The 24,385-nt window shown below is 68.5% G+C and carries 21 protein-coding genes and 1 pseudogene; 6 read left to right on the forward strand and 16 right to left on the reverse strand.

Going from position 1 to position 24,385, the window contains the following annotated elements; all coding sequences use genetic code 11:
• Window positions 1-3: 3 nt before the first annotated feature.
• The 6 genes from EBL85_RS06200 to hisC form a co-directional block, all read right to left on the reverse strand.
• A complete protein-coding gene (locus EBL85_RS06200) occupies window positions 4-765 on the reverse strand; it encodes an AraC family transcriptional regulator (protein WP_123142448.1) in 762 nt (253 codons plus the stop codon).
• 70 nt (window positions 766-835) lie between these two features.
• Window positions 836-1,201: an integration host factor subunit beta gene (gene ihfB, locus EBL85_RS06205; RefSeq protein ID WP_005223924.1), complete on the reverse strand. Its 366-nt coding sequence runs from the start codon at window positions 1,199-1,201 to the stop codon at window positions 836-838.
• 77 nt (window positions 1,202-1,278) lie between these two features.
• Window positions 1,279-2,961, reverse strand: a complete 1,683-nt coding sequence (gene rpsA, locus EBL85_RS06210) for a 30S ribosomal protein S1 (RefSeq protein ID WP_062276163.1) — start codon at window positions 2,959-2,961, stop codon at window positions 1,279-1,281.
• 135 nt (window positions 2,962-3,096) lie between these two features.
• Complete coding sequence (cmk, locus tag EBL85_RS06215; RefSeq protein WP_123140279.1) at window positions 3,097-3,765, reverse strand: (d)CMP kinase; 669 nt, start codon at window positions 3,763-3,765, stop codon at window positions 3,097-3,099.
• On the reverse strand, window positions 3,762-5,099 hold the full coding sequence (gene aroA / locus EBL85_RS06220; RefSeq protein ID WP_123142449.1) for a 3-phosphoshikimate 1-carboxyvinyltransferase: 1,338 nt from the start codon (window positions 5,097-5,099) through the stop codon (window positions 3,762-3,764). Before aroA ends, cmk begins: the two co-directional genes overlap by 4 nt.
• Window positions 5,100-5,214: 115 nt before the next feature.
• A complete protein-coding gene (gene hisC / locus EBL85_RS06225) occupies window positions 5,215-6,273 on the reverse strand; it encodes a histidinol-phosphate transaminase (RefSeq protein WP_123140281.1) in 1,059 nt (352 codons plus the stop codon).
• 133 nt (window positions 6,274-6,406) lie between these two features.
• Here hisC and EBL85_RS06230 point away from each other — a divergent pair, with 133 nt between their 5' ends.
• Complete coding sequence (locus EBL85_RS06230) at window positions 6,407-7,075, forward strand: heme-binding protein (RefSeq protein ID WP_123142450.1); 669 nt, start codon at window positions 6,407-6,409, stop codon at window positions 7,073-7,075.
• A gap of 107 nt (window positions 7,076-7,182) precedes the next feature.
• Entirely contained in the window at window positions 7,183-7,485 is a 303-nt protein-coding gene (yhbY, locus tag EBL85_RS06235; RefSeq protein ID WP_062276170.1) for a ribosome assembly RNA-binding protein YhbY, read from the forward strand.
• Here the strand turns inward: yhbY and EBL85_RS06240 are convergent, their stop codons facing one another.
• Genes EBL85_RS06240 through EBL85_RS06250 form a run of 3 tightly spaced genes read right to left on the reverse strand, consistent with a single transcriptional unit; the run spans window position 7,486 to window position 11,413 of the window.
• A complete protein-coding gene (locus EBL85_RS06240; RefSeq protein WP_123142451.1) occupies window positions 7,486-8,325 on the reverse strand; it encodes a hypothetical protein in 840 nt (279 codons plus the stop codon).
• A 9-nt stretch (window positions 8,326-8,334) separates the two neighbouring features.
• On the reverse strand, window positions 8,335-10,413 hold the full coding sequence (locus EBL85_RS06245; protein WP_123142452.1) for a molybdopterin-dependent oxidoreductase: 2,079 nt from the start codon (window positions 10,411-10,413) through the stop codon (window positions 8,335-8,337).
• A 58-nt stretch (window positions 10,414-10,471) separates the two neighbouring features.
• Entirely contained in the window at window positions 10,472-11,413 is a 942-nt protein-coding gene (locus tag EBL85_RS06250) for a site-specific integrase (RefSeq protein ID WP_123142453.1), read from the reverse strand.
• 237 nt (window positions 11,414-11,650) lie between these two features.
• On the opposite strand from EBL85_RS06250, the gene EBL85_RS06255 reads away from it, so the two are divergent.
• A complete protein-coding gene (locus EBL85_RS06255; protein ID WP_123142454.1) occupies window positions 11,651-12,766 on the forward strand; it encodes a DNA-binding protein in 1,116 nt (371 codons plus the stop codon).
• 154 nt (window positions 12,767-12,920) lie between these two features.
• Here EBL85_RS06255 and EBL85_RS06260 read toward each other — a convergent pair whose 3' ends face one another.
• Entirely contained in the window at window positions 12,921-14,237 is a 1,317-nt protein-coding gene (locus EBL85_RS06260) for a homoserine dehydrogenase (RefSeq protein WP_123140303.1), read from the reverse strand.
• A 102-nt stretch (window positions 14,238-14,339) separates the two neighbouring features.
• Window positions 14,340-15,542 (reverse strand): alanine transaminase, encoded by a 1,203-nt coding sequence (gene alaC / locus EBL85_RS06265; protein ID WP_123140288.1) that lies wholly within the window; start codon window positions 15,540-15,542, stop codon window positions 14,340-14,342.
• Between the two features lie 177 nt (window positions 15,543-15,719).
• Here alaC and EBL85_RS06270 point away from each other — a divergent pair, with 177 nt between their 5' ends.
• Window positions 15,720-17,507, forward strand: a complete 1,788-nt coding sequence (locus EBL85_RS06270; protein WP_165913484.1) for a bifunctional diguanylate cyclase/phosphodiesterase — start codon at window positions 15,720-15,722, stop codon at window positions 17,505-17,507.
• On the forward strand, window positions 17,504-18,373 hold the full coding sequence (locus EBL85_RS06275; protein WP_123142456.1) for a DUF6279 family lipoprotein: 870 nt from the start codon (window positions 17,504-17,506) through the stop codon (window positions 18,371-18,373). The genes EBL85_RS06270 and EBL85_RS06275 overlap by 4 nt, the downstream gene beginning before the upstream one ends.
• Window positions 18,374-18,382: 9 nt before the next feature.
• Here EBL85_RS06275 and EBL85_RS06280 read toward each other — a convergent pair whose 3' ends face one another.
• Together EBL85_RS06280 and mtgA are read right to left on the reverse strand one after the other, a co-directional pair.
• On the reverse strand, window positions 18,383-20,869 hold the full coding sequence (locus EBL85_RS06280; RefSeq protein WP_123142457.1) for a penicillin-binding protein 1A: 2,487 nt from the start codon (window positions 20,867-20,869) through the stop codon (window positions 18,383-18,385).
• 108 nt (window positions 20,870-20,977) lie between these two features.
• A complete protein-coding gene (gene mtgA, locus EBL85_RS06285) occupies window positions 20,978-21,739 on the reverse strand; it encodes a monofunctional biosynthetic peptidoglycan transglycosylase (RefSeq protein WP_123140292.1) in 762 nt (253 codons plus the stop codon).
• A gap of 221 nt (window positions 21,740-21,960) precedes the next feature.
• On the opposite strand from mtgA, the gene EBL85_RS06290 reads away from it, so the two are divergent.
• Window positions 21,961-22,635 (forward strand): histidine phosphatase family protein, encoded by a 675-nt coding sequence (locus EBL85_RS06290; protein ID WP_123142458.1) that lies wholly within the window; start codon window positions 21,961-21,963, stop codon window positions 22,633-22,635.
• A gap of 6 nt (window positions 22,636-22,641) precedes the next feature.
• Here the strand turns inward: EBL85_RS06290 and EBL85_RS06295 are convergent, their stop codons facing one another.
• The 3 genes and pseudogenes from EBL85_RS06295 to EBL85_RS06305 all read right to left on the reverse strand — a co-directional run.
• On the reverse strand, window positions 22,642-23,460 hold the full coding sequence (locus tag EBL85_RS06295) for a metal ABC transporter permease (protein ID WP_123140294.1): 819 nt from the start codon (window positions 23,458-23,460) through the stop codon (window positions 22,642-22,644).
• Window positions 23,457-24,035, reverse strand: coding sequence for an ATP-binding cassette domain-containing protein (locus EBL85_RS06300; RefSeq protein ID WP_123142459.1), 579 nt, complete (start codon window positions 24,033-24,035; stop codon window positions 23,457-23,459). The genes EBL85_RS06295 and EBL85_RS06300 overlap by 4 nt, the downstream gene beginning before the upstream one ends.
• A pseudogene (locus EBL85_RS06305) lies at window positions 24,032-24,385 on the reverse strand (zinc ABC transporter substrate-binding protein); the annotation flags it as partial. The gene EBL85_RS06300 and the pseudogene EBL85_RS06305, both read right to left, overlap by 4 nt.

Below are 24,385 nucleotides of genomic sequence, written 5' to 3' on the forward strand. Positions count from 1 at the left end.
CGCTCACCCTGCTCCAGCCGCTGCGCGTCGGTAATCGCTCGGGGTCATCCCGAGATGCTCTTTGAACAGGCTGCAGAAGGAAGACGGATTGCGATAGCCGAGCAGGTGGGCGATGGTCGCGACCGAGTGATCGGTCTCGCGCAGCAGCCGAGTGGCGCGTGCGAGTCGCTCGGCGATCTGAGCCTGCTTGGGAGAGCGTCCATGACGGGCCCGATACAGCCGATTGAGCTGACTGACCGAGAGTCCGACGCTGGCTGCAATCTCGGCCACATTCGGCCCATCGGCACCCTCTCCGGCGAGCAGGCGTTCAGCACGCAGCAAGCGCGAGGGCGGCCTGATCTCGCCGTCGATGGCCTCGGCAGCAGGCTCGGCAAGCAATTCGCACGCCGTAGTGATCGCCGCGCGCGAGCAGAGGCGCCGTCCGCCCTGTTCCAGCTCACCGGCGAGCAGGGCGAGATAACGCGAAGCCGTGGAGCCCAGGGTTCGCACCGGCGCCGCATCATCGTCCAGACAGCGTTCGATCAACAGCGGATCGGCGAGGTCGAACACCAGGAATCGATTGCGTGCGCTGCCGCTGAAATCATGCCGGGTGCCGGGCGCGAGCACCGCGACCATACCGACGGCGAGCCGGGTCTCACGGCTGGCGATGGCGAGATCCATGGTGCCCTGCAACGGGATCACCACCTGGGCATGGGGATGGTGGTGGCGTGTCTGGCGGGGGGTGTAGTGACGCAGCTCGATCAGATAGGGTTGATCATCGCGCATGGTGTCGGGACACACCGGAGGGTCGATGAGAAACGGGCACCGTGAGGCTCACGATGCCCGTCGAGCGGTCTCAGCTGGAGACTGCGACCTGCAGGGAGGGCGCGCTGGCATCGTCGTCATCGACAACGTCGGCCTGCGCGGCCCGGTCCCGCTGGAATGCCTGGTTGACGCGATCCCGGAGTTCCTTGCCTGGCTTGAAGTGCGGGACGTGCTTGCCGGCCAGGGCCACCGATTCCCCGGTCTTCGGGTTGCGACCGATACGGGGTGGACGGTAATGGAGCGAAAAGCTTCCGAAGCCACGAATCTCGATTCGTTCACCGGAGGCGAGCGCGCTGCTCATGCGCTCGAGGATCTTTCGAACCGCCTCTTCGACATCTTTGTAGGGAAGATGATCCTGCTCGGCGGCCAGAACGTCGATCAGCTCGGATTTCGTCATGGTATCGACTCCTGGAAAAGCATGCGGGGCCCGCCAGACGACGGGCCCCGGAGGGTCATGGAAGCGTCAAGCCGGCATTAGTTGCCGCGCTGGGCCTCTTCCATCTGCTCCTTGAGGATGTCGCCGAGGGTGGCGGTGCCACTGGAGGACTCGCGGGCATAACCCTTGATTGCCGCCTGCTCTTCTTCGACGTCCTTCGCCTTCATCGACAGCGACAGGGTGCGGTTCTTGCGATCGACACCGAGGAACTTGGCCTCGATCTCCTCGCCGGCCTTGAGCACGGTGCGCGCATCCTCGACGCGGTCACGCGAGATCTCGGAGGCGCGGAGGTAGCCCTCGACACCGTCGGCCAGCGCGATGGTCGCGCCCTTGGGATCGACCTCGGTGATCACGCCGGTGACGATGCTGCCCTTGTCGTGCAGCGCCACGAAGCTGGAGAAGGGATCCTTGTCGAGCTGCTTGACGCCGAGCGAGATGCGCTCGCGCTCGGGGTCGACCGAGAGCACCACGGTCTCGAGCTCGTCGCCCTTCTTGTAGCGACGCAGGGCCTGCTCGCCGGACTCGTCCCAGGAGATGTCGGAGAGGTGCACCAGACCGTCGATGCCACCCTCGAGACCGATGAAGATACCGAAGTCGGTGATCGACTTGATCTTGCCGGTGACGTGGTCGCCCTTCTTGTGGGTCGCGGCGAACTCGTCCCAGGGGTTGAGTGCGCACTGCTTGATGCCGAGCGAGATGCGACGACGCTCCTCGTCGATGTCGAGCACCATGACCTCGACCTCGTCGCCGAGCGCGACGACCTTGCTCGGGTGGATGTTCTTGTTGGTCCAGTCCATCTCGGAGACGTGGACCAGACCCTCGACGCCCTCTTCGATCTCGACGAAGCAGCCGTAGTCGGCGATGTTGGTCACCTTACCGAAGACGCGGGTGCTCTCGGGGTAGCGACGCGAGATGTTGACCCACGGATCCTCGCCCATCTGCTTGAGGCCGAGGGAGACGCGCTGACGCTCACGATCGAACTTGAGCACCTTGACGCTGATCTCGTCACCGATCTCAACCACCTCGGAGGGGTGCTTGACGCGACGCCAGGCCATGTCGGTGATGTGCAGCAGGCCGTCGATACCGCCGAGATCCAGGAACGCACCGTAATCGGTGAGGTTCTTGACGATACCCTTGATCTCCATGCCCTCTTCGAGGTTCTTGAGCAGCGCCTCGCGCTCGGCGCTGTACTCTTCCTCGACCACCGCACGGCGCGACACCACGACGTTGTTGCGCTTGCGGTCGAGCTTGATGACCTTGAATTCCTGCTCCTTGCCTTCGAGGTAGGTGGTGTCACGCACCGGACGCACGTCGACCAGGGAGCCCGGCAGGAAGGCACGCACGGTACCGAGGTCGACGGTGAAGCCGCCCTTGACCTTGCCGTTGATCATGCCCTTGACGGTCTCGGCGGCCTCGAAGGCCTTCTCCAGGTGATCCCAGGCCGCGAAACGCTTGGCCTTCTCGCGCGACAGACGAGTGACGCCGAAACCGTCCTCGACCGCGTCCAGGGCGACCTCGACCTCGTCGCCGACGGCGACCTCGAGCTCGCCTTCGGCGCTGATGAACTGGCTGCGCGGGATCACGCCCTCGGACTTCAGCCCGGCGTTCACCATCACGTTGTCGGACGTGATTTCGATCACGGTACCAATGACGATGGTGCCCGGCTGGAGCTGGGTGGTGTTCAGACTCTGTTCAAAAAGTTCGGCAAAGCTTTCGGTCATGAGATCCAATTATCCTGAAGAACGGCGCGCGTTCCACTCCGTCCGGAGCGGTGGGTGATGAATTAAACGACAAGGCCGATGCAGCGCGCACCGACCCGACCAAGTGTCGACCCGTCCCGAGAGACGGGATCGACGTCAAGAGACCAGCTCCGGGAAGACGCGCCTTACCTCTTCCAAGACCCGATCGAGCACTTCCTGAATGGACATCGCGGTCGAATCCAGCGTCACGGCGTCCGTTGCCGGACGCAGCGGCGCGACCGCGCGGTTGCGGTCGCGCTGATCGCGCTCGCGAATATCCTTTATGAGGTCCGGGAGACTAGCATCCAACCCCTTTTCTTTCAACTGTTTATAACGCCGTTCGGCGCGCACCTCGGGGCTGGCATCGAGAAAGACTTTCAATGGAGCCTGAGGGAAGACCACGGTGCCCATGTCGCGACCATCGGCGATCAGCCCAGGCTCGCGCGCCATGCGTCGCTGCCATTCGAGCAACGCCTCACGCACCGGGGCGTGCGCGGCGGCGCGTGAGGCGGCCATGCCGGCCTGCTCGGTGCGGATCAGGTCACTGACGTCCTCGTCGGCGAGCAGCACCCGGCGCTCGACGAAGCGTAGCTCGAGCCCGGCGGCGAGCGCCGCCAGTCCCTCGGCATCCTCGAGGTCCACCCCGGCGCGCCCGGCGGCGAGCCCGAGCACCCGGTAGAGCGCCCCGCTGTCGAGACAGTGCCAGCCGAGCCGTTCGCCGAGCAGCGCGGTCAGGGTCCCCTTGCCGGTCCCCGAGGGACCATCGACGGTAATTACCGGAATCATGCGCGTTGTTGCTCCTCGATCTGCAACCCGGCGCTCGCCGCCAGCCGTGGGAAGCCGGGGAAGGAGGTCTCGACGTTGGCGCAGTCGTGGATCTCCACCGGCCCGGCGGCGCGCAGTGCGGCGATGGCGAAGGACATGGCGATGCGGTGATCGCCGTGGGCCTGGATCGGCGCTCGCCCGAGGTTCGAGCCGAGCGCGCCGCCACGGATGCGGATGCCGTCGGGCAGCGGCTCGGCCTCGATGCCGAGCGTGGCCAGACCATCGGCCATCACCTGGATGCGATCGCTCTCCTTGACCCGCAGCTCCTCGGCGCCGCCGAGCCGGGTCTCGCCCTCGGCACAGGCGGCGGCGATGAACAGCGCCGGGAACTCGTCGATGGCCAGGGGGACCTGGTCGCGCGGGATCTCGATCCCGTGGAGCGGCGCATGACGCACGCGGATATCGGCCACCGGCTCGCCGCCGGCCATGCGCTCGTCGCGCAGCTCGATGTCACCGCCCATGGCGCGCAGGATGTTGATCACGCCGATCCGGGTGGGGTTGATACCGACCCCCTCGAGCAGCAGATCCGAGCCCGGCGCGATGCTCGCGCCGACGAGGAAGAAGGCCGCCGAGGAGATATCGGCCGGCACCACCAGCTCACAGCCCTGCAGCCGTCCGCCACCGCTCAGACAGACCCGAGCGCCGTCGCGACGCAGCCGATAGCCGAAGGCGCTGAGCATGCGTTCGGTGTGATCGCGCGTCGGCGCAGGCTCGGTCACACAGGTCTCGCCTGCGGCGAAGAGCCCGGCGAGCAGCAGGCTCGATTTGATCTGGGCGCTGGCCACCGGCAGTGCGTAATCGATCCCGGCGAGTGTCTCGACCGGGGTGATGCGCAACGGCGCGGTGCCGGTCTCCGAGGTCTCGATCCGCGCGCCCATCCGCGCCAGCGGTTCGGTCACCCGACGCATCGGACGCCGCGTCAGCGAGGCGTCGCCGACCAGGGTGGTGGCGAAACGCTGACCGGCGAGCAAACCGGCGAGCAACCGCATCGAGGTGCCGGAGTTGCCCATGTCGAGCACCGCGTCCGGGGCCTCGAGCCCATGCAGACCGACCCCGCGCACCCGCACCCTGCCCGCCTCCGGGCCTTCGATCTCGACGCCCATGCGGCGAAAGGCCGCGAGCGTGGCGAGGGCATCGGCGCCCTCGAGAAAACCGCTGATCCGGGTTTCGCCCTCGGCCAGCGCCGCGAGCATGATCGAGCGATGCGAGATCGACTTGTCGCCCGGTACGCGCAACCGCCCGGTGAGCGCCCCGCCGGGGCCGACCAGATAACGGATATCCTCAAGCTCTGCCAAGTGTCCCTCCGCGTCGTGTCGACCGGGTTTTTATGGATAAACGGTTAATTTTACGCGCCCGAGCACAACCGGGTAAACCGCCATGTCGGGTTGAACGCGTCCCGAATCACCACTCTCAGTCGAGCAGGCGGTCGATCTCCTCGACCAGACGACGCATCTCGGCATCGGTACCGATCGAGATGCGCAGGTGCTCATGCAGACGTGGCCGATCGAAATAACGCACCAGCACCCCGACCTCGCGCAGCTGCTCGAAGAGCGCGCGGGCACGGCCGTTCGGCACCCGCGCCAGCACGAAGTTGGTCTGCGAGGGCAGCACCGCAAAGCCGCGCCGGGTGAGTTCGGCGACCGTCCACTCGCGCGTGGCCATCACTCGCGCGATGCAGTCGCGGAAGTAGTCCTCGTCCTCCAGCGCGGCGAGCGCGCCGGCCTGCGCCAGCCGATCGAGCGGATAGGAGTTGAAGGAGTCCTTGACCCGCTCCAGACCCGCGATCAGCTCGGCCGAGCCATAGGCGAAGCCGACCCGCAGCCCGGCCAGCGAGCGCGACTTGGAGAAGGTCTGCACCACCAAGAGCTGCGGGTGCTCGGCGAGCAGCGCCACCGCGCTCTCGGCGCCGAAGTCGACATAGGCCTCGTCGATCAGCACCACCCGCTCGCGGTTGGCCGCGAGCAGGCGCTCGAGCTGTTCGAGCGGCAGCGCCCGACCAGTCGGGGCATTGGGGTTGGGGAGCACGATCGGACCGCTCTCGGCGACATAGTCGGCCGGGTCGACCTCGAAGGCGGCATTGAGCGGGACGATCCGCGAGGCGATCCCAAAAAGCTTGCAATAGACCGGATAGAAACCGTAGGTCAGATCCGGGAAGCGTAGCGGCTCGGGCTGTTTGAAGAAGGCCATGAAGGCGAGCGCCAACACGTCATCCGAACCGTTGCCGATGAAGACGTTCTCCGGCGCCAGCCCCGCACGCGCGGCGAGGGCCGCCTTGAGCGCGCCGCTGTCGGGATCGGGATAGAGTCGGAGCGCGTCGACCGCCGCGTCATCGAGCACCGCACGCACCCGCGGCGAGGGCGGATAGGGGTTCTCGTTGGTGTTGAGCTTGGTCAGCTCGACATGCCTGGGCTGCTCACCGGGGACATAGGGCTGCAGGGTGTGGACCAGGTCGCTCCAGTATTGACTCATGTTCGGCGGATCGCGGAATTGGATGGACAATCGCTCAGTTTATCCGCTGGGCCGGCTCACTGTCAGGCTCACCCTGTCAATCACCGACCAACGCCCATAGCCTGGGGACCAGGGACGTCACGAGGAGAGGACCATGCCGAGATCGAACATCCGGCGCGCGACGCTCGCCGCCCTGGCGCTCGCGCTGATCCTGGGCAGCATCGGAGGACGACTGATGGCCACCGAACAACCCGCCTATACCCTGATCGAACAACACCGCGGCTTCGAGCTGCGCCGCTATCCGCCATTGCTGGTCGCCGAGGTCGAGGTCGAGGGCACCTTCGATGCCGTCGGCGGTCGCGCCTTTCGCGTGCTCGCCGACTACATCTTCGGTAACAACCAGGGGTCACGGAAGATCGCCATGACCGCACCGGTCAACCAGCAACCGCTGGGGCGCGGCGAGCGCATCGCCATGACCGCGCCGGTGACCCAGCAGCCGAGCGGTGAAGCACGCTATCGCATCAGCTTCATCATGCCCGCACACTTCACCCGCGACACCCTGCCCCGCCCCAACGACGGGCGCGTCCACATCCGCGAGATCCCGGCGCGACTGCTCGCCGCGCACCGTTACTCCGGCGGCTGGGGCGAGGGACGCTATCGCGAGCATGAGTCGCAGCTGCTCGCCGCCGTGCAGGGCGCCGGCCTGAGCCCGGTCGGCACGCCGATCTATGCCCGCTACAACTCGCCCTTCTCGCTGCCGTTCCTGCGTCGCAACGAGGTGCTGGTCGAGGTCGAGCGCGCACCGACAGCGCTCGGGGACTGAGCCGATCCGAGGCGGCAGAGCGCCGCCGGGACTGCTATCATCGCCCCCCATCGGGGCCGGTCCTGCACCGGCCCCGACCCGTTTCGCACAACACAGCCAAGGCCTTCATGAGCATCACCGAAAAACAGAAACGCTGGCTCAAGCAGCAAGCGCATCATCTCAAGCCCGTCGTCATCGTCGGTCAGCACGGCATCACCGATGGGGTGATCGCCGAGCTCGAGATCGCGCTCGATCATCACGAGCTGCTCAAGACCAAGATCAGCGCCGGCGATCGTGAGCTGCGCGACGCGGCCATCGCCGAGCTCATCGAGCGCACCGGGGCGATGCTGGTCAATCGCATCGGCAACATCGCCATCCTCTATCGCGCCAACCCGCGCAAGCGCGACCCGCTCGCCCTGCCCCGGATCTGATCAGCCGCGCCGGCGCTCGAGCAGCGCCAGCGCCGCGCGGCCGACCGCGCGATCGGTCGCGCGCAGGATCGCCACCCGATCCGGGGTGTGCCGATCCTCGCTCACGCTGACCCCGAGCGCGGCCAGCGCCTCGCTCTCCTCCCCGCTCAGCGCTCGCCGACCGAACACCGAGATCACCATGCCACCGGGGACCGGCGGTGGCGGCACGAAGGGCGCGCCGTCGACCAGCGCCACCCAGGCGGGGACGAACCCCGGGCCATAGAGATCGAAGAAGCCGTTGGAGCCGCGCAGATGGATCTCCACCGGCCGCCCCCCGATCAGCTCGATGTTGCACAGCCCGGTGTAGTCGGCGAGATGGCGATCGACCAGTTGCGCCAGCTCCGGCTCGATCTCCGGGATCGCGACCCCGACCTCCCAGACGCAGGGTCGTCCCTGGTCACGCCACTGGCCGGCACGGGTGTGCGCCTGCCAGCGAATGTGTCCGGACTCGAGCAGCAGATCGCTGCTGGTCTGCTCGCCCTCCAGCCGCTCGCACCAGAAGCTCCCGGGACGCACCGGCACGGCATCGGCGCGAGACACCCCGGCCTCGAGCGCCATCCCGGCGAGGTTGACGATCGGCTTGACGAACACCGGCGTCTCCGGCGCGAGCCCGAACGCCATCGGCGACACCCCGCAGGGCGCGGCCAGCAGGCCCTCGGTCAGCGCCAGGGCGAGCTTGTCGTAGACCCCGCGATGCACCGGGTTGAGTCGCCAGGCGGCGGCATCGCTCACCGCCACCACCCGGCGCGGCTGGGGCCGGAACAGTGATTCGCGCTCGGGGAGAACACCGATAAAGGGCACGGCCCGACCTCAATCGAGCGGTCGGATCTCGCACAGCCCCGACTTGAACGGCGGGAAGCCGCTGATCGGGTCGAGGTGCACATCATCGGTGAGCAGATTGACGTTGGCCTCGTTCCAGCCGTGCACACAGTGCACCACGCCCGGCTTGATGCGCTCGGTCACCTGGGCATAGAAGCGCACCTCGCCACGGGGCGAGCCGACCATCACCGCATCGCCATCGTCGATGCCGCGCACCATGGCATCCTCGGGGTGGATCTCGACCAGCGGACGGGGAATGGCCCGACGCATCCGCGCGCTGTGCTGGTGTTGCGAGTGGGTGTCGAACTTGGTGCGCGCGCCGCTGGTCAGCACCAGCGGGAAACGGCAGGCCAGCGCCGGGGTGGAGACCGGCCCCTCGGCCGGTTCGCGATAGACCGGGAGACCGTCGTGACCGGCAGCGCGCAACGCGTCCGAGTCGAACTCCACCTTGCCGCTGTCGGTGGGGAAGCCACGCAGCCGATAGAGCCGATCGGCGTCCATGAAACCATGATCGACCAGGTCGTCGATCGCATCGGCATAGACGGTCACCCCGTCGGGGCTGGCATAGATCGCCTCGCGTACCGCCTCGGGCAGCCCCTCGGCGGCCTCCGCCCAGGAGGCCTCGAGGTCCCCGTCCCAGAACAGCGCCCCCATCCCCAGCCGCACCCCGAGCTGGAGGAAGATCTCGCCGTCCGCACGGGCCTCGCCCCGCGGGGCGAGCAACGCGCGCCGATAGCGCACCTCGCCCTGATAGGCGCAGCCGGGATAGGCGATCAGCGCCGGGCGTTCCAGGTTGGTCGCCGCCGGCAGCACGATATCGGCCTGACGGGTCGCGGGGTTGTGGAAAAAGTCGCTGGCGGCGAAGAAATCGAGCGCGCCGAGCGCCCGCTCCATCCGCGCCGAGTTCGGCCACATCGCGGTATTGATCCCCATCGCCAGCAGCGCGCGGATCGGCTGCGGATCGCCCGCGAGGATGCAATCGGGCAGCAGCATGCTCTGCGCCGCCGGCCAGTAGCGGGTCCAGATCGGGAAGCGCTCGCTGCCGACACGCGGCGGCAAGGCCGCCAGACAGTGATCGAAGCGCTCGATCGGCCGGGGCAGCGCCTTGTCGTTGAAGAAGCGGTTGCCGCCCTCGCGATCGAGGTTGCCGGTCACCGCGCTGAGCAGGATCAGCGCGCGATGGTTCTGGAAGCCGTTGCTGTGCTGCACGGTGGCGGTCGGCGACAGGGTGATCTGCGCCGGGGCGGTGGTGGCGTAGCACTCGGCGGCGCGCTCGATGTCGGCGGCCGCCACCCCGCAGATCGCCGCCACCCGACGCGGGTCGAAGTCGCGGACATAGTCGCGGAAGGCATCCACGCCCTGCCCCCACTGATCGAGAAAGACCTGATCCTGCCAGCCGTTGGCGAAGATCAGATGATGGAAGCCGAGGGCAAGCGCCCCATCGGTACCGGGGCGGATCTGCAGATGGACATCGGCGCGCTCGGCCAGCGGCGTGCGTCTGGGGTCGACCACGATCAGCGCCCGCTCGGGGCGTGGACTGGCCAGCGGGTGCTGGTCGAAGGGCGGGATCGAGCCGCGCGGATTGGTCGACCAGATGAGATGACAGCGCGTCTTCGGCGAGACCACGGTCGAGGTGGTCTTGATCTTGTAGCCGAGGGTGAGCTTCTCGGCGACCATGGTGGCCGAAAAACAGCAGCCGCTCTCGGTCATGTAATTGGGTGAGCCGAAGCTGTGGGCGAGTCGCTGCAGCTGCGGTCGCGCCTCCTTGGTATAGCCGGCGAAGAAGCCCACCGCCGGCGCACCGTGACGTTCACGGGCACGCGTCAGCTCGGCGGCGATGGTGTCGAGCGCCTCGTCCCAGCCGATCCGCTCGAAGCGTCCACTGCCTCGTGGACCGACCCGGCGCAGCGGATGGAGCAGTCGTTCGGGGTGATCGCGCCGTTCGAGCTGGACATAACAGCGCGGGCAGTCGGGCCCGCGGACCTTTACCGGCTCGCCGGCGGTATCGAGCTCGACCTCGATCGGGCAGTTGGCGTCACACTCGTAACAGGTCGTCTGCGCGCTCGGCATCTCCTTCGTCCCCGCTCGGGCTGGCATGATCCGGGGATGTGCGCCGGGCGCGGCGAATTCAACCCGAGGCCTCCTCCGGCGCGGCCAGCGCGCGCTCGATACGCCCGCCCAGCCGGGGCGCGGCGCGCTCGATATAGCGCAGCGCCGAGCGCGCGTCACGCCAGCCGACATAGTCCATCAGCTCGCGCAGCTGCCACTGACTGGCGCTCGCCCAGGAGGCGAAGCCCCGTCTGAGCGAGTGGGCGCTGTAGCTCGCCGCATCCGCCACCCCGGCCTCCTCGAGCAATCGGCGCAGCAGCGGGATCAGGCTGTTGGGGTGCAGCCCCTGCTCGCGCACCCGCCCCCAGCGATCGATGCCACGGAACACCGCGCCGCGCTCGATCCCGGCGCAGCCGACCCAATCGGCATAGGCCGCGACCGGACACAGCCTGGAGAGCCGGGGCAGCGGATAGTCGCGGGTCTCGCCGCGCGAGGTCTTGGTGCGCGCGAGCCGGATCAACAACCCGCCGTCGTGTTCCCGGCGAACGTCCTCGACCGCAAGCCTCAGCAGCTCATCGCCACGGAAGGCCCGCCAGAAGCCGACCAGCAGCAGCGCCCGATCGCGCCGCGCGCGCAATGCCTCACTGATCCCAGCCTCGCGGATCCGCGCCTCCAGCATGGCGTCGACCCGCACCAGGTCCTCCAGCCGCAGCGCCCGCGCCTGACGCTCGCGTGCCGGGTGCAGCTCACTGATACCGCGCATCACCTGACGCACCACCGGCGCCTTGGTCGGGTCGGGGAAGCCCTGGTCACGATGCCAGCGCGCCAGTGCCGCCAGGTGCAGGCGCAGGGTATTGAGCGCGAGCTGCTCGGCGTGATCAGCGAGATAGCGGGCGACGGACTCGGCAGTCGCCGGCAACAACCCGCCCCAGGTCTCCTCGTAATGACGGATCGCCGCGCGATAACCGCGTCTGGTGTTGTCGCGGGTGGCCGCCTCGATATAGCGCTCGATCCGCTGCATGCCCGATGTGCTCCTTCTCTTCATCGTCTCTGACGGCCCGTCTTCGCTACCGGGTCCGTACCGCTTGTACCCAGCCTGTTCAGACCGGGCCTGATTGCGGCCCTCATCCCGGTCTGACATGGGATAAGTCATATTATCCCGCCTTTTATTTTTCCTGAACACAAAAATTGACGCTCAAAAATAATACGTATATACATACTACGTAATACAGTACAAAATAAACCGGAGAACAACCCCATGGCACGCGGCGGCATCACCAAGGCGCTGGTCAAACAGGCGCGCGACACCCTGCTCGCACAGGACCGACACCCCTCGATCGACGCCGTCCGCGTCGCCCTCGGCAACACCGGCTCAAAGAGCACGATTCATCGTTATCTCAAGGAGTTGGAAGAAGAAGAGGCACGCCGGATCGGCGATGCCAAGGGCCTGAGCGAGCCGATCCAACAGCTCGTCGCCGAGCTCGCCCGCACCCTCGAGGGCGAGGCAGAAGAGATCGTCGCCGCCGCCGAACGCCGTCATCAGGCGCAGATACAGACTCAGCGTCAGCAGCTCGAAGAGATCGAGACAGCCCGCGATGGACTCGCGACAGAGGTCGAGGGATTGCGCCAGGGAATCGCCGCGCGCGAGACGACCCTCGCCGAGCAGGCCGCGCGCATCATTGAACTGGAGCAACGGGGTCAGGGACAGGCGATCGCCTTGGCGACCCTGGAGCAGGAAAAACTGGGACTACAGGAACGGCTCGAGGTCCAGGCGCAACATCTCGCCTCGATCGAGGAGAAGCACCGTCATGCCCGCGAGGCGCTCGAACACTATCGCGAGGCCAGTCGCCTTCAGCGCGAACAGGATCAACGCCGCCACGACCAACAGGTTCAGCAATTACAGGCGGAACTACGCCAGCAGGCGCAGACCCTGATCGTCAAGCAGGACGAGATCACCCGGCTCAACCGTGACAACGCCGCCCTCGCCGGCGAGCTGCGCGAGCGCGAACGGGACAATCAACAACAAGCGCAGGCGTTGGCGAAGCTGCACGAGACGCAGCAGAGGGGCGAACGGATACGTAATCAGCTGGAGACACAACTCGCACACAGCGAGGAGACGCGCGCAGCGCTCGACGCGCAGCACCGCCAGCTCATCGACGCGCACGCCCAGCTCGAGGCACGACTAGGGCGCAGCGAACGGGGACGCGAACGACTCCAGACCCGACTGCTCGCCGAGCACGCGCGACGTCGCACCCTCGAGCAGCAGCTCGAGCGCTTGGTTGCGCGCACGACGACCTCGGGCCAGGACGCTGAGACATCCGATCAACCCGTGTCGGACGCCGATTCACCGAGCAGGCAAAAAACGGATGAATGATGATGAAGGATGCGCCTGAATCAGCAGGCAGCGGGAGGAGTCGTCAGGGAGAGGGATCTTGCTGGACGAGACGACACCAGCGAGAGGGTCGACCGGCGGCGTCTCTTCGCACGGCGATCGGGGCCGGGGCCGTTCGGCCCCGGCGCCCCCATGCTCAGCCCGAGAGCATCTCGACACGAATGCGGATGATCTCGCCCTGCACCGAGTCGAGCGCCTCGATCTGGGCGAGCGCGGCGTTCATCTGGCGTTCGAGCACCCGGTGGGTGAGCATCACCAGCGGCACATGGGTCTCGCCCTCGCCCGGCTCCTGCTGCTTGATCGCCTCGATGCTGATGCCGTGCTCGCCGAGGATGCTGGCGATGCGCGCCATCACCCCGGGCTGGTCGAGCGCCGAGAGACGCAGGTAGTAGGCGGTCTCGACCGCCTCCATCTCGAGCACCGGCGTATCGGCCAGCTCGTCGGGTTGGAAGGCGAGATGCGGCACCCGGTTGCTCGGGTCGGTGGTCAGCGTGCGCACCACGTCGACCAGATCGGCGACCACCGCCGAGGCCGTCGGCAGGGCGCCGGCGCCAGCACCGTAATAGAGCGTCGGGCCGACCGCATCGCCCTTGACCAGCACCGCGTTCATCACCCCGTCGACATTGGCCAGCAGGCGACGCTCGGGGATCAGCGTCGGGTGGACGCGCAGCTCGATGCCCTGCTCGCCGCGACGCGCGATCCCCAGGTGCTTGATGCGATAGCCGAGCTCGGCGGCATAGGCGACGTCGAGCGCGCCGATCTTCGAGATCCCCTCGGTGAAGCAGCGATCGAACTGCAGCGGGATGCCGAAGGCGAGCGAGCCGAGGATGGTGAGCTTGTGCGCCGCATCGATCCCCTCGACATCGAAGGTCGGATCGGCCTCGGCATAGCCGAGCGCCTGCGCCTCGGCGAGCACGTCGGCGAAGTCGCGACCCTTGTCGCGCATCTCGGTGAGGATGAAGTTTCCGGTGCCGTTGATGATGCCGGCCACCCACTCGATGTGGTTCGCGGCCAGCCCCTCGCGCACCGCCTTGATGATCGGGATGCCGCCGGCCACCGCCGCCTCGAAACCGACCGTCACCCCGTGTTCGCGGGCGGCGGCGAAGATCTCGTTGCCGTGCAGTGCGATCAGCGCCTTGTTGGCGGTGACCACGTGCTTGCCGTTCTCGATCGCGCGCAGTACCAGCTCGCGGGCCGGCGAATAGCCGCCGATCAGCTCGATGACCACCTCGACCTCGGGGTCCTCGACCACCGCGAAGGCATCGTCGCCGATGCGTCCGACCCGCTCCAGCCCATCGATGGCATCGGCGTCATAGGCACGCGCTGCGGCATGCGCGATCTGGATCTCGCGACCGGCGCGGCGCGCAATCTCCGCGGCATTGTTGGCCAGCACGCTGACCGTGCCGCCACCGACGGTTCCCAAGCCCAAGAGTCCGATTTTCACCGGTTTCATCATAGTACCTCTTCGTCGCCCGCCCGCCGGACGGGGCGCTGTGTCCTGGTTGGAATCGGTCCGGACGCGCCCATCCATGATGGGCGCGTCACCGTGAACGGCTCAGGCGCCGGCCTGGGCGTCGTGGCGGAACATCTCCTTGATGCCACGGATCGCCTGACGAGTGCGATGCTCGTTCTCGATCAGGCCGAAGCGGACATGGGTGTCGCCGTACTCGCCGAAGCCGATACCGGGGGCCACGGCCACCTTGGCCTCGCGCAGGAGCTTTTTCGAGAACTCCAGCGACCCCATCTCGCGATAAGGCTCGGGGATCGGCGCCCACACGAACATCGTCGCCTTGGGCGGCTCGACCGCCCAGCCGGCGGCGTTGAGACCGCTGCAGAGCACGTCGCGCCGACTCTGATACATGTCGCTGATCTCGCGCACGCACTCCTGCGGCCCCTCCAGCGCGGCGATCGCCGCGACCTGGATCGGGGTGAAGGTGCCATAGTCGAGATAGGACTTGATCCGCGCCAGCGCGGAGACCAGAGTCGGGTTGCCGCACATGAAGCCGACGCGCCAGCCGGGCATGTTGTAGCTCTTGGACATCGAGAAGAACTCGACGGCGATGTCCTTGGCACCGGGTACCTGGAGGATCGAGGGGGCCTTGTAGCCGTCGAAGACGATGTCGGCATAGGCGATGTCGTGCACCACCCAGATGCCGTGCTCGCGGGCGATCTCGATGACCTTTTCGAAGAACTCGAGATCGACACACTGCCCGGTGGGGTTGCCGGGGAAGTTGAGCACCAGCATCTTGGGCTTGGGCCAGGACTCCTGGATACCGCGCCGCAGCTCCTCGAAGAAGTCCACGTCCGGGGTCAGGCGCACATGGCGCACGTCGGCACCGGCGATGATGAAGCCATAGGGATGGATCGGATAGGCCGGGTTGGGCACCAGCACCGTATCACCGGCATCCATGGTCGCCAGCGCGAGGTGGGCGAGCCCCTCCTTGGAACCGATGGTGACGATGGCCTCGGTCTCGGGATCGAGATGGACGTCGAAGCGATCGCGATACCAGTGACAGATGGCGCGACGCAGCCGCGGGATGCCGCGCGAGACCGAATAACGGTGGGTGTTGCCGCGCTCCGAGACCTCGATCAGCTTGTCGACGATGTGCTGCGGCGTCGGCTGATCGGGGTTGCCCATGCCGAAATCGATGATGTCCTCGCCCCGCGCTCGCGCCGCGGCCTTCAACTCGTTGACGATGTTGAAGACATAGGGCGGCAAGCGCTTGATGCGATGGAAATCTGACTCGGGGGCGACCACGGGGGGACCTCGTTGAAGATGAAGTTGGAAAAAGGTTCAGAGTGTACAGCCAGCGGGGAAAGAAGCAAGCCAAACGGCGCAGCCCCCCTCTGGACACCCGGCACATCGACACCGCCCTCCCCCTCGACCGACGGGCAGGATGCGGCGCTCGACAGTGCCAGCGCGATCTTCAAGGCCGTGGGTCTCGCCGCCGAGTACTTCGGTTGCGCGAACTGGGGGGAATACGTACCACGGATGCTCGAACACCTGGCGCGAGCGGCCCATGCCAGCCGCGCCTATGTCTTCGAGAACCATCTCGGTATCGACGGGATACTCTACACCAGTCAGCGTCACGAGTTCTCGGCACCCGGCGTCGCGAGCCAGATCAGCAACAGCCAACTGCAGAGCTTCCCCATCGAGACCGGCTTCGGCCGCTGGTGCCAGACCCTGCGTGGCGGCGGCGTGGTGCAGGGCTGTGTCGAGAGCCTCCCCGAGGGTGAGCGCGAGATCCTCCAGGCCCAGGGGATCAGCTCATTGGTCGTGGTGCCGGTCTTCGTCGCCAAGCACTGGTGGGGGTTCATCGGTTTCGACGACTGCACTCGCAGGCGCCACTGGAGCGAGGTCGAGATCCAGGCGCTGCGCGCGGCGGCCAACGTCCTCGGCGCCTCGGTCCAGAGCGAGCGGCTGAGTCGGCTCGAACAGCGCATGTTCCAGATGGCCACCCATGACGAACTCACCGGCCTGCCCAACCGACGCGCGCTCAACGGCTATCTGCGACTCGAGCAGGCGCGCAGCGAACGCTCGGGCAGCCCCTACTGTCTCGCGCTGTTCGACATCGACCGCTTCAAGCTGATCAACGACATCCACGGTCACAGCGCCGGCGACCACATCCTCAAGCAGGTCGCCATCGCGCTCAGACGCAGCATCCGTCAGGGCGACTGGGTGGGCCGCTGGGGCGGCGAGGAGTTCCTGGTGGTGCTGCCTGCCACCCGCATCGAGCAGGCCTACCAGGGTATCGAACGGATGCGCCAGGCCGTCGAGCGCGCGCGCCCCGAGTTCGCCGAGCGCCGCTTCGAGGTGACGGTGAGCGCCGGGGTGGCCGAGTGCACCGCCGGCCACGACAGCCTCGACGACGTCCTCGCCCGCGCCGACGCGGGTCTCTACGAAGCCAAGCTGCGCGGACGCAACCGCACCTGTGTCACCAACGCCGAACAGGCCCACAACCTCTCCACCGCGGCCCTGGTGCAACGGGCCATCCGCGATGGCCAGCTCCACCCGGCCTATCAGAGCATCGTCGATCTCGCCAGTCGCACCCAGGTCGCCGAAGAAGCACTCGCCCGCATCGTCGCCGGCACCGAGCAGGTACTCTGCGCCCAGGAGTTCGTCGAGATCGCCGATCGACTCAACCTGCTCCACCGTATCGACGACATCCTCGGACGCCGCGCCATCGCCCGCTGCGCCGTCGAGGGCGGTCAGCGCCCCGCCATCAAGCGCTTCATCAACCTCTCCGGTGACCTGTTGCGCCGCCCCGAGCGGGTCGCCGCACTCGCCCAGCACGCCGCGGCACTGTGCCCCCGGCTCGGCCCCGGGCGACGCACCCGCGCGCTGGTCCTGCAGATCACCGAGCGCGAACCGCTCGGCCAAGCCCATCAGCTCCGCTCCACCCTCGCGCCCTTTCTCGACCAGGGCTTCCGGCTCGCCATCGACGACTTCGGCGGCGGCTATTCCTCGCTCGGCTATCTCGCCGAGCTGCCGATCTCCTTCATCAAGATCGATCGTGAACTGATCGCCCAGGTCCGCACCAGACCCAAGTCGCGCGCCCTGGTGGCCAGCATCCAGTACACCGCCGACTCGCTCGGCATCACCACCATCGCCGAATGCGTCGAGGACGAACCCACCGCCCAGGTCCTCGGCGAGCTCGGCGTGCACTGGGCGCAGGGGTATCTGTTCGCCGCACCGACGCTCGAACTGGAGCAGGCCGGATGAGTCGTCACCTCGGGATCATGGTGCTGGTCGCACTCGGTCTGCTCGGCGGCGGCTGCAGCCGGGTCTCGCTGGTCTACGACAATGCCCCCTTCCTCACCGGGGTCTATGTCGATCACCGCATCGACCTCGCGCCGCAACAGCTGCGCGGTTGGACGCGCGCACTGCAGGAGGTCCAGACACGCCATCGGCGCGAGGCGCTACCCCGGCTCATCGCCCTGCTCGACGGATTGATCCTGACGAGCGAGCGCGGCTTCGTCCGTGACGATCTCGCCTGCCTGATGCGCGCCGCCGAGCCGATCTACCGCCAGCACGCCGAACTCTTCGTCGACGCGACAGCGCCGCTGCTCGTCACCCTCACCCCGACACAACGCCAGCGGCTCGAACGACTGTGGCGCGAGCGCGACGCCGAGCGCGCCGCACCCGCCGACCCCGAACGCGAGCGGCGCAAGCGCGCCCGGCGCTATATCCGCAACCTCGGCGACTGGACCGGACCGCTCAACGCGAGCCAGCAGCAGCTGGTGCGCGAGCTAACCGCGGCGATGCCGCGCAGCCAGCCCGCACTCGACGCCTATCGCGCCAGCCAGCGCACCCGGCTGATGACACTGCTCGACGAGGGCGCCGGAGAGGCACGGATCGCCGCCTTCCTCCATGGCTGGCTGGTCGAGTTCGACGCCATGCCGGCGGCGCTGCGCCGCGACGGCGAGCGCCTGACCGAGCAGCTCGTCACCCTCGCCGCCCGGTTCGGCGCCAGCCTCGATGCGACCCAGCGCACGCGGCTGCTTGAGCGTCTCGGCGAGCTGCGCGAGACCCTGCAGCGACTGCAACGCGAACAGCGCGCGATCGTCCCCTTGCCCTGCGCCGGCTGAGCCGCCGCCTCAGAACAGCTCGTCGAGCACCCGCGGCGAGCTGTCCTCGACCACCGGCGCGGGCGCCGCGCGGATCGGGTCCGGGCCGAGCAACATCAGGCGATACTCCTCGCGCACCAGCTCGGCGATACTGCCCGGCCCTCGCGACTCGATCCCGCGCGCCGGGTCGATCCGCACCCGCACCATCCCCGGCGGCGGCTTCAGCGTCGCCACCGGGCGCTCGGCGAGCGCCTGGCGCATGAACTCGACCCACATCCCCAACGCCGCCACGCCGCCGTACTCGCCGCGACCGAGCTCGGAGAAGTCGTCGAAGCCCATCCAGGCGATGGTGACGAAATCGGCCTGATAGCCGGCAAACCAGGAGTCGCGCAGGTCGTTGGTGGTGCCGGTCTTGCCGACCACGTCGGCGCGCCCGAGGGCGCGGGCACGCCGCCCGGTGCCGACCTCGATGACGTCGCGCAACATCGAGGTCATCTGATAGGCGATGCGCGGGTCGATCACCCGCTCGGCCGCGCCGCCGGTGGCGGCGAGCGCCCGGGTGCGGGTCTCGCCGCCACCACGCCGGTACCAGCAGTCGTCGCAGGCGCGCGGTGGCGCGGCGACGAAGACCTCCCGACCCTCGCCGTCCTCGATCCGGCTGATGAAGTGCGGGCGCACGTGATAGCCGCCATTGGCGAATACCGCATAGCCCTCGGCCAGACTCACCGGAGAGAGCTCCACGGTGCCGAGCGCCAGCGACAGTCCGACGGGGTTGTCGATCAGGGCGAAGCCGAAGCGCTCGAGATAGCGCTTGGCGTCCTCCAACCCGACGCTCTGCAGCAGATTGATGGTGGCGAGGTTGCGCGAGCGCGCCAGCGCCGGACGCAACCGGATCGGACCGAGCGCGCGGCGATCGGCGTTCTGCGGGTTCCAGCGCGAGCCGCGCGGCAGCTCCACCGGAGCGTCGCGCACCAGGCTCGCCGGGGTCCAGCCCTCGGCGAGCGCGGCGGCATAGATGAAGGGCTTGAAGCTCGAACCGGGCTGGCGACGCATGTCGAGCGCGCGGTTGAATTTGCTCGCGGCGAAGTCGTAGCCCCCGACCAGCGCCAGCACCGCGCCGTCGCGCGGATCGATCGAGACCAACGCACCGGCGACCGCCGGCAGCTGATCGAGCCGCCAGTCGCCGTCCTCACCACGCGAGAGTCGCACCAGGTCGCCGACGGTGAGCACGTCGCTGACACGTCGAGGACGGCGCCCGCGCCGGTTCTCGTCGATCAGGGGCCGCGCCCAGGCGACCGCCCCGAGATCGAGCCGCGCACGCTCGCCCCGCCCGAGATAGAGTTCGGCCGCGCGCGCCGAGACCGCGGTGACCAGCGCCGCGCGCAACCCACCGAGCGGCGGGTGAGCGGCGAGCAGCGCATCGAGCGCCGACTCGGTGCGCCCGGCAAGCTCGATGCGCGCCTCGGCACCGCGATAGCCGTGACGCCGGTCGTAGTCGTGCAGCGCCTCGCGCACCGCACCCTGCGCGGCGCGCTGCAACCGGGTGTCGATGGTGGTGAAGACCCGATAGCCGTGCCCGAGCGCGGCCTCGCCGTAGTGCTCGATGATCTCCTGGCGCGCCATCTCGGCGACGTGTCCGGCCTCCAGGTCGGGCAGGCGGCGATGCAACCGCGCCCGGTCGGGGGTGCGGATCGCCTGCTCGTAGCGCGGCGTGTCGATATAGCCGAGTGCGTGCATCCGCCCGAGCACATGGTTGCGCCGCTCGAGCGCCCGCGCCGGGTCGGTCACCGGGTTGTTGCTCGAGGGCGCCTGGGGGATGCCGGCGAGCATCGCCACCTCGGGCAGGGTCAGCGCATCGAGCGATTTGTCGTAATAGAGCGCCGCGGCCGCCGAGATGCCGTAGGCGCGATGGCCGAAGAAGATCTTGTTGAGATAGAGCTCGAGGATCTGCTGCTTGGTCAGGGTACGCTCGACGCGCAGGGTCAGCAGTACCTCGGCGAGCTTGCGCGCGAAGGTCTTCTCCGGCGAGAGGAAGAAGTTGCGGGTGAGCTGCATGCTGATGGTGCTGCCGCCCTGCGCCTTCTCGCCGGTCAGGGCATAGCTCAGCGAGGCGCGCGCCAGCCCCACCAGATCGACGCCACGGTGCTGGAAGAAACGGCTGTCCTCGGTGGCGAGCACCGCCTGCACCACCAGCGCCGGAACATCGCGATAGCGCACCGGACGGCGACGCTGCACGCCGAACTCGCCGATCAGCGCGCCATCGGCGCTGTAGACCCGTAACGGCTCCTGGAGCTGGACGTCGCGCAGCTGCTCGACATCGGGCAGCTCGGGCAGGGTGAAGTGGACGAAGGCCGCGGCACCGAGCAGCCCCAGCAGCATGAGCTGCAACCCGGCACCGAGCAGCGCACTCGACAGGCGCAACAACCACCCCCCTGGCGCAAGACGCCGGCGGGTGGGCGAGGCGGGTTGTTCCGGGTCGGACTCGTTCCCGGCGGGCTGATCGGCTGCGTGTTCCAAGGGCGACTCCAGGGCGCGCGCGCCGGGCACGCCTCATCCCGATACCTCATCAGCGCGGCACCGGCGGCGACATCCTGCGCGATCGCATCGCGCCTCGCAAGGCCGCGCTCAGCGCAGCCGCTCGAGATAGGCGATACCGCCGAGCTGGCGCATCTGGGCGAGGATCCAGCCTACACGCCGCTCCCGCCGCTCGCTGGGACGATCGAGCCGATAGCCGCGTGGATCGGGCAGCACCGCCGCGAGCCGGGCGGCGCGAGACCGCCCGAGGTTGGCCGCGGAACGGTCGAAATAGCGACGGCTGGCGGCCTCGGCGCCATAGACCTCGGGGCCGAACTGGGCGATGTTGAGATAGACCTCGAGGATCCGCCGTTTCGGCCACAGCGTCTCGATCAACACCGTGAACCAGGCCTCGATGCCCTTGCGCAGATAGTCCCGCCCCGGCCACAGGAAGAGGTTCTTCGCCGTCTGCTGGGTCAGCGTGCTCGCCCCCCGGCTGGGACCCCCCTCGCCCAGCTCGGCGAGCACCTGGCGCAGCTCGACCAGGTCGAAGCCGTGGTGCTCGGGAAAGCGCTGGTCCTCGGCGGCGATCACCGCCAGCGCCAGCTCCGGGTCGATGTCGTCGAGATCGACCCAGCGATACGCCAGTCGCGGCGCGCGGCCCTCGGTCCACAGCCCGGCGAGCCGGTGCTCGAGCATGAACGCCGAGCTCGGCGGATCGAGCCAGCGCAGCGCCCCGACCAGCACCACCGAGAGCGCCGCCAGCACCAGCGGCACCAGCACCAGCAGTCGCAACAGCCCCGAACTGCCGCGCCCTGTCGTCTTGCGGGCACTCCCCTTGCTCGTACGCCTGCGCGTCTTCCGTGCGCTCATGACCGGGCCAAGACCTCCATCATCGCGAAACCGCTGCCGATCGTCACCGACGCGCCCCTCGCGGAACCCGCCGCTGCTCCGGTCATCCATTCTGACACAGCACCAGCCTCCCGCGTATCGCACCGGCGGGGATCTCAACACCGGTTACGTCTGGACATCGACTACAGGTGCCCCGACCATGGGGACACAAGGGACAACCTGGTGCCAACGAGGAGAACAAGATGCCGACCCGAATCTATCTGGTGCGCCACGGCGCCACCGAACTCACCGCCGAGGACCGCTTCGCCGGCTCCACCGACGTGCCGCTCTCCGAGCAGGGCCGCAACCAGGTCCGGGCGCTCGCCGCACGACTGCGCTGCGACAGCCTCGATGCGGTCTTCGCCAGCCCGATGGGGCGCACCATAGAGACGGCGCGGATCATCGCCGAGTCACACGGTCTCGAACCCACCCCCGAGCCAGGGCTGCGCGAGATCGACTACGGTCACTGGGAGGGACTGACCCGCGAGCAGGTCGCCGCCGACTTCGCCGAGGAATACAGCGCCTGGCAGGAAGACCCGCTGACCAGCGCGCCCAAGGGCGGCGAGTCGGGGATCGACGTGCTCGCCCGCGCCCTGCCGGTGATGCGCCGCATCGTCCACGACCACCACGACCGCTCGGTGCTGGTGGTCGCGCACAAGGGCACCAACCGGCTGCTGGTGAGCAGTCTGCTCGGCTTCGATGCGCGAGGCTACCGCGACCGACTCGACCAGAGCCCGGCGGGGCTGACCATCCTCGACTTCGCCAGCGAGGTGCGCGCCCGGTTGCGGCTGTTCAACGACATCTCCCACTACGAGGGGCTGCCGGCGCGGGAACTCGAACAGCGGCTCTCGCACTGGTGGAGCGACCCCTGCCACTGAGCGCGCTCAGCGCCAGCCCGTCAGCAATCGCCACCCCGCCTGGAGCGCGCTCGCGCCCCAGGCCAGCAACACCAGCACCGCCACCAGCACCGGGCCGAACGGCTGATCGAGCGCCAGCGCCAGCACGAAGGCGCCGAGATAACCAGCGACCCCGATCAGCCCCGCCACCACCCAGGTCGCGCGCCAGCCGCGCGCCACCCGGAAAGCGACCCAGGCCGGCACGAACACCAGCGCAAAGGCCCCCATCAATCCAACCGTGGCGGTGCCCACCGCCATGCCGAGCGCGGCGACGAGATCCATCCCCAGGTGGGTGCGCCAGGCCGCGCGACCATTGGCGCGGTCGAGCCGGGGCAGCAGACGCGCGCGCAACAGCGGCCAGGCCAGCCGGGGCAACGACCACAGCAGCGCCAGCGCCAGCACCAGGGCCGCGATCAGCTCGGGCCAGCGGGCGAAGTAGAGCTGGCCGTCGATCAGCGCCTGCCCCAGCCCCTCGCCCACCGCGCTGTTGGCCGCAATCAGCAGCAGCAACGCCCAGCCGATCAGGATCATGAAGCCGTAGACACCGTTGCCACGCCGGCCCAGCGCGCCCTTGACCAGGCCACCGCCGAGTGCACCGAACCCGGCGCCTGCAAGCCCCGGCGCGCCGAGCGCGAGCCCACCGAGGGCACCGGCGGCCGCCAGATGCGCCAGTCCCAGCGCCGCCAGCCACTCGTCGCGGAGCATCAACAACACCCCGATCGGCGCGAGCGCGAGGCTCGCCGCCAGCCCGGTGAGCAGCGGTACCCGAAACAACGGATCGACGAGCAGCGCGAGCCCCTCGTTCATGACCACCCCCCGGCATCGAGCGCCAGCACCCGGGTGCTCACCGCGTCGAGAAAGGCGCGCTCGTGACTGACCAGCAACACCGCTCGGTCTGCGCGCGCCGTCTCCAGCAGCGCGCGCAGCGACCGCTCGGCGCCGGGATCGAGGTTGTTGGTCGGCTCGTCGAGCAGCACCAGATCGACCTCGGCGCCGAGCGCGCACCACACGCAGAGCAGCTGGTACTGCCCCCCGCTGAGCCGATCGAGTCGCTGCCCGAGCAGCGCACCGAGGGTCGCCGGTGCACGGCGCGGGTCGAGCCCGGCGGCACGCAGCAGGTCGGCGCCGGTCATCGGCATGGGCTCGAGGCGCACCGGGCGCTGCTCCTGATAGCTCAGGCGCAACCCCGGGGCGCGCCGGATCGTCCCGGCGAACACCCGCGCGGCGCGGGCGATGGCGTTGAGCAGGGTCGACTTGCCGCTGCCGTTGCCGCCCCACAGCCCCAGCACCTCGCCACGCCCCAGGGCGAACGAGAGCGGACCGACCACGGGCGCGCGATGGCCCGCGACCAGTCCGTCGAGCCGCAACAGCGACTCGCTCATCGCCGCCCCGCCCCGGCGAGCGCCTCGACCCAGCGGTCGATGTGCGCCAGATAGGCCGCGCCGTCGGCCTCTCGCGCCGGCTCCAGCGCCAGCACCGCCACCGGCCAGTCGAGCGCGGCGGCGACCCGCTCGGCCGGGCGCGCCGGTTGATAGGGGGTGTGGATCACCACCCCGGCGCGGCCCCGCAGCCGCTCGGTGAGCGCGCTCAGCTGCCGACCGCTCGGCGGCACCCCGGGCACCGGCTCGATGGTGCCGAGCAGCGGCACGCCGAAGCGATCGAGCAGATAGACGCCGTCGCGGTGGTGGAGCACCGCGCCCGGCGCGCCGTCGAGCCGCGCCGACCACGAGAT

The sequence above is a fragment of the Marichromatium sp. AB32 genome, assembly GCF_003718675.1.
In the GTDB taxonomy this organism is placed as follows: Bacteria; Pseudomonadota; Gammaproteobacteria; order Chromatiales; family Chromatiaceae; genus Marichromatium; species Marichromatium gracile.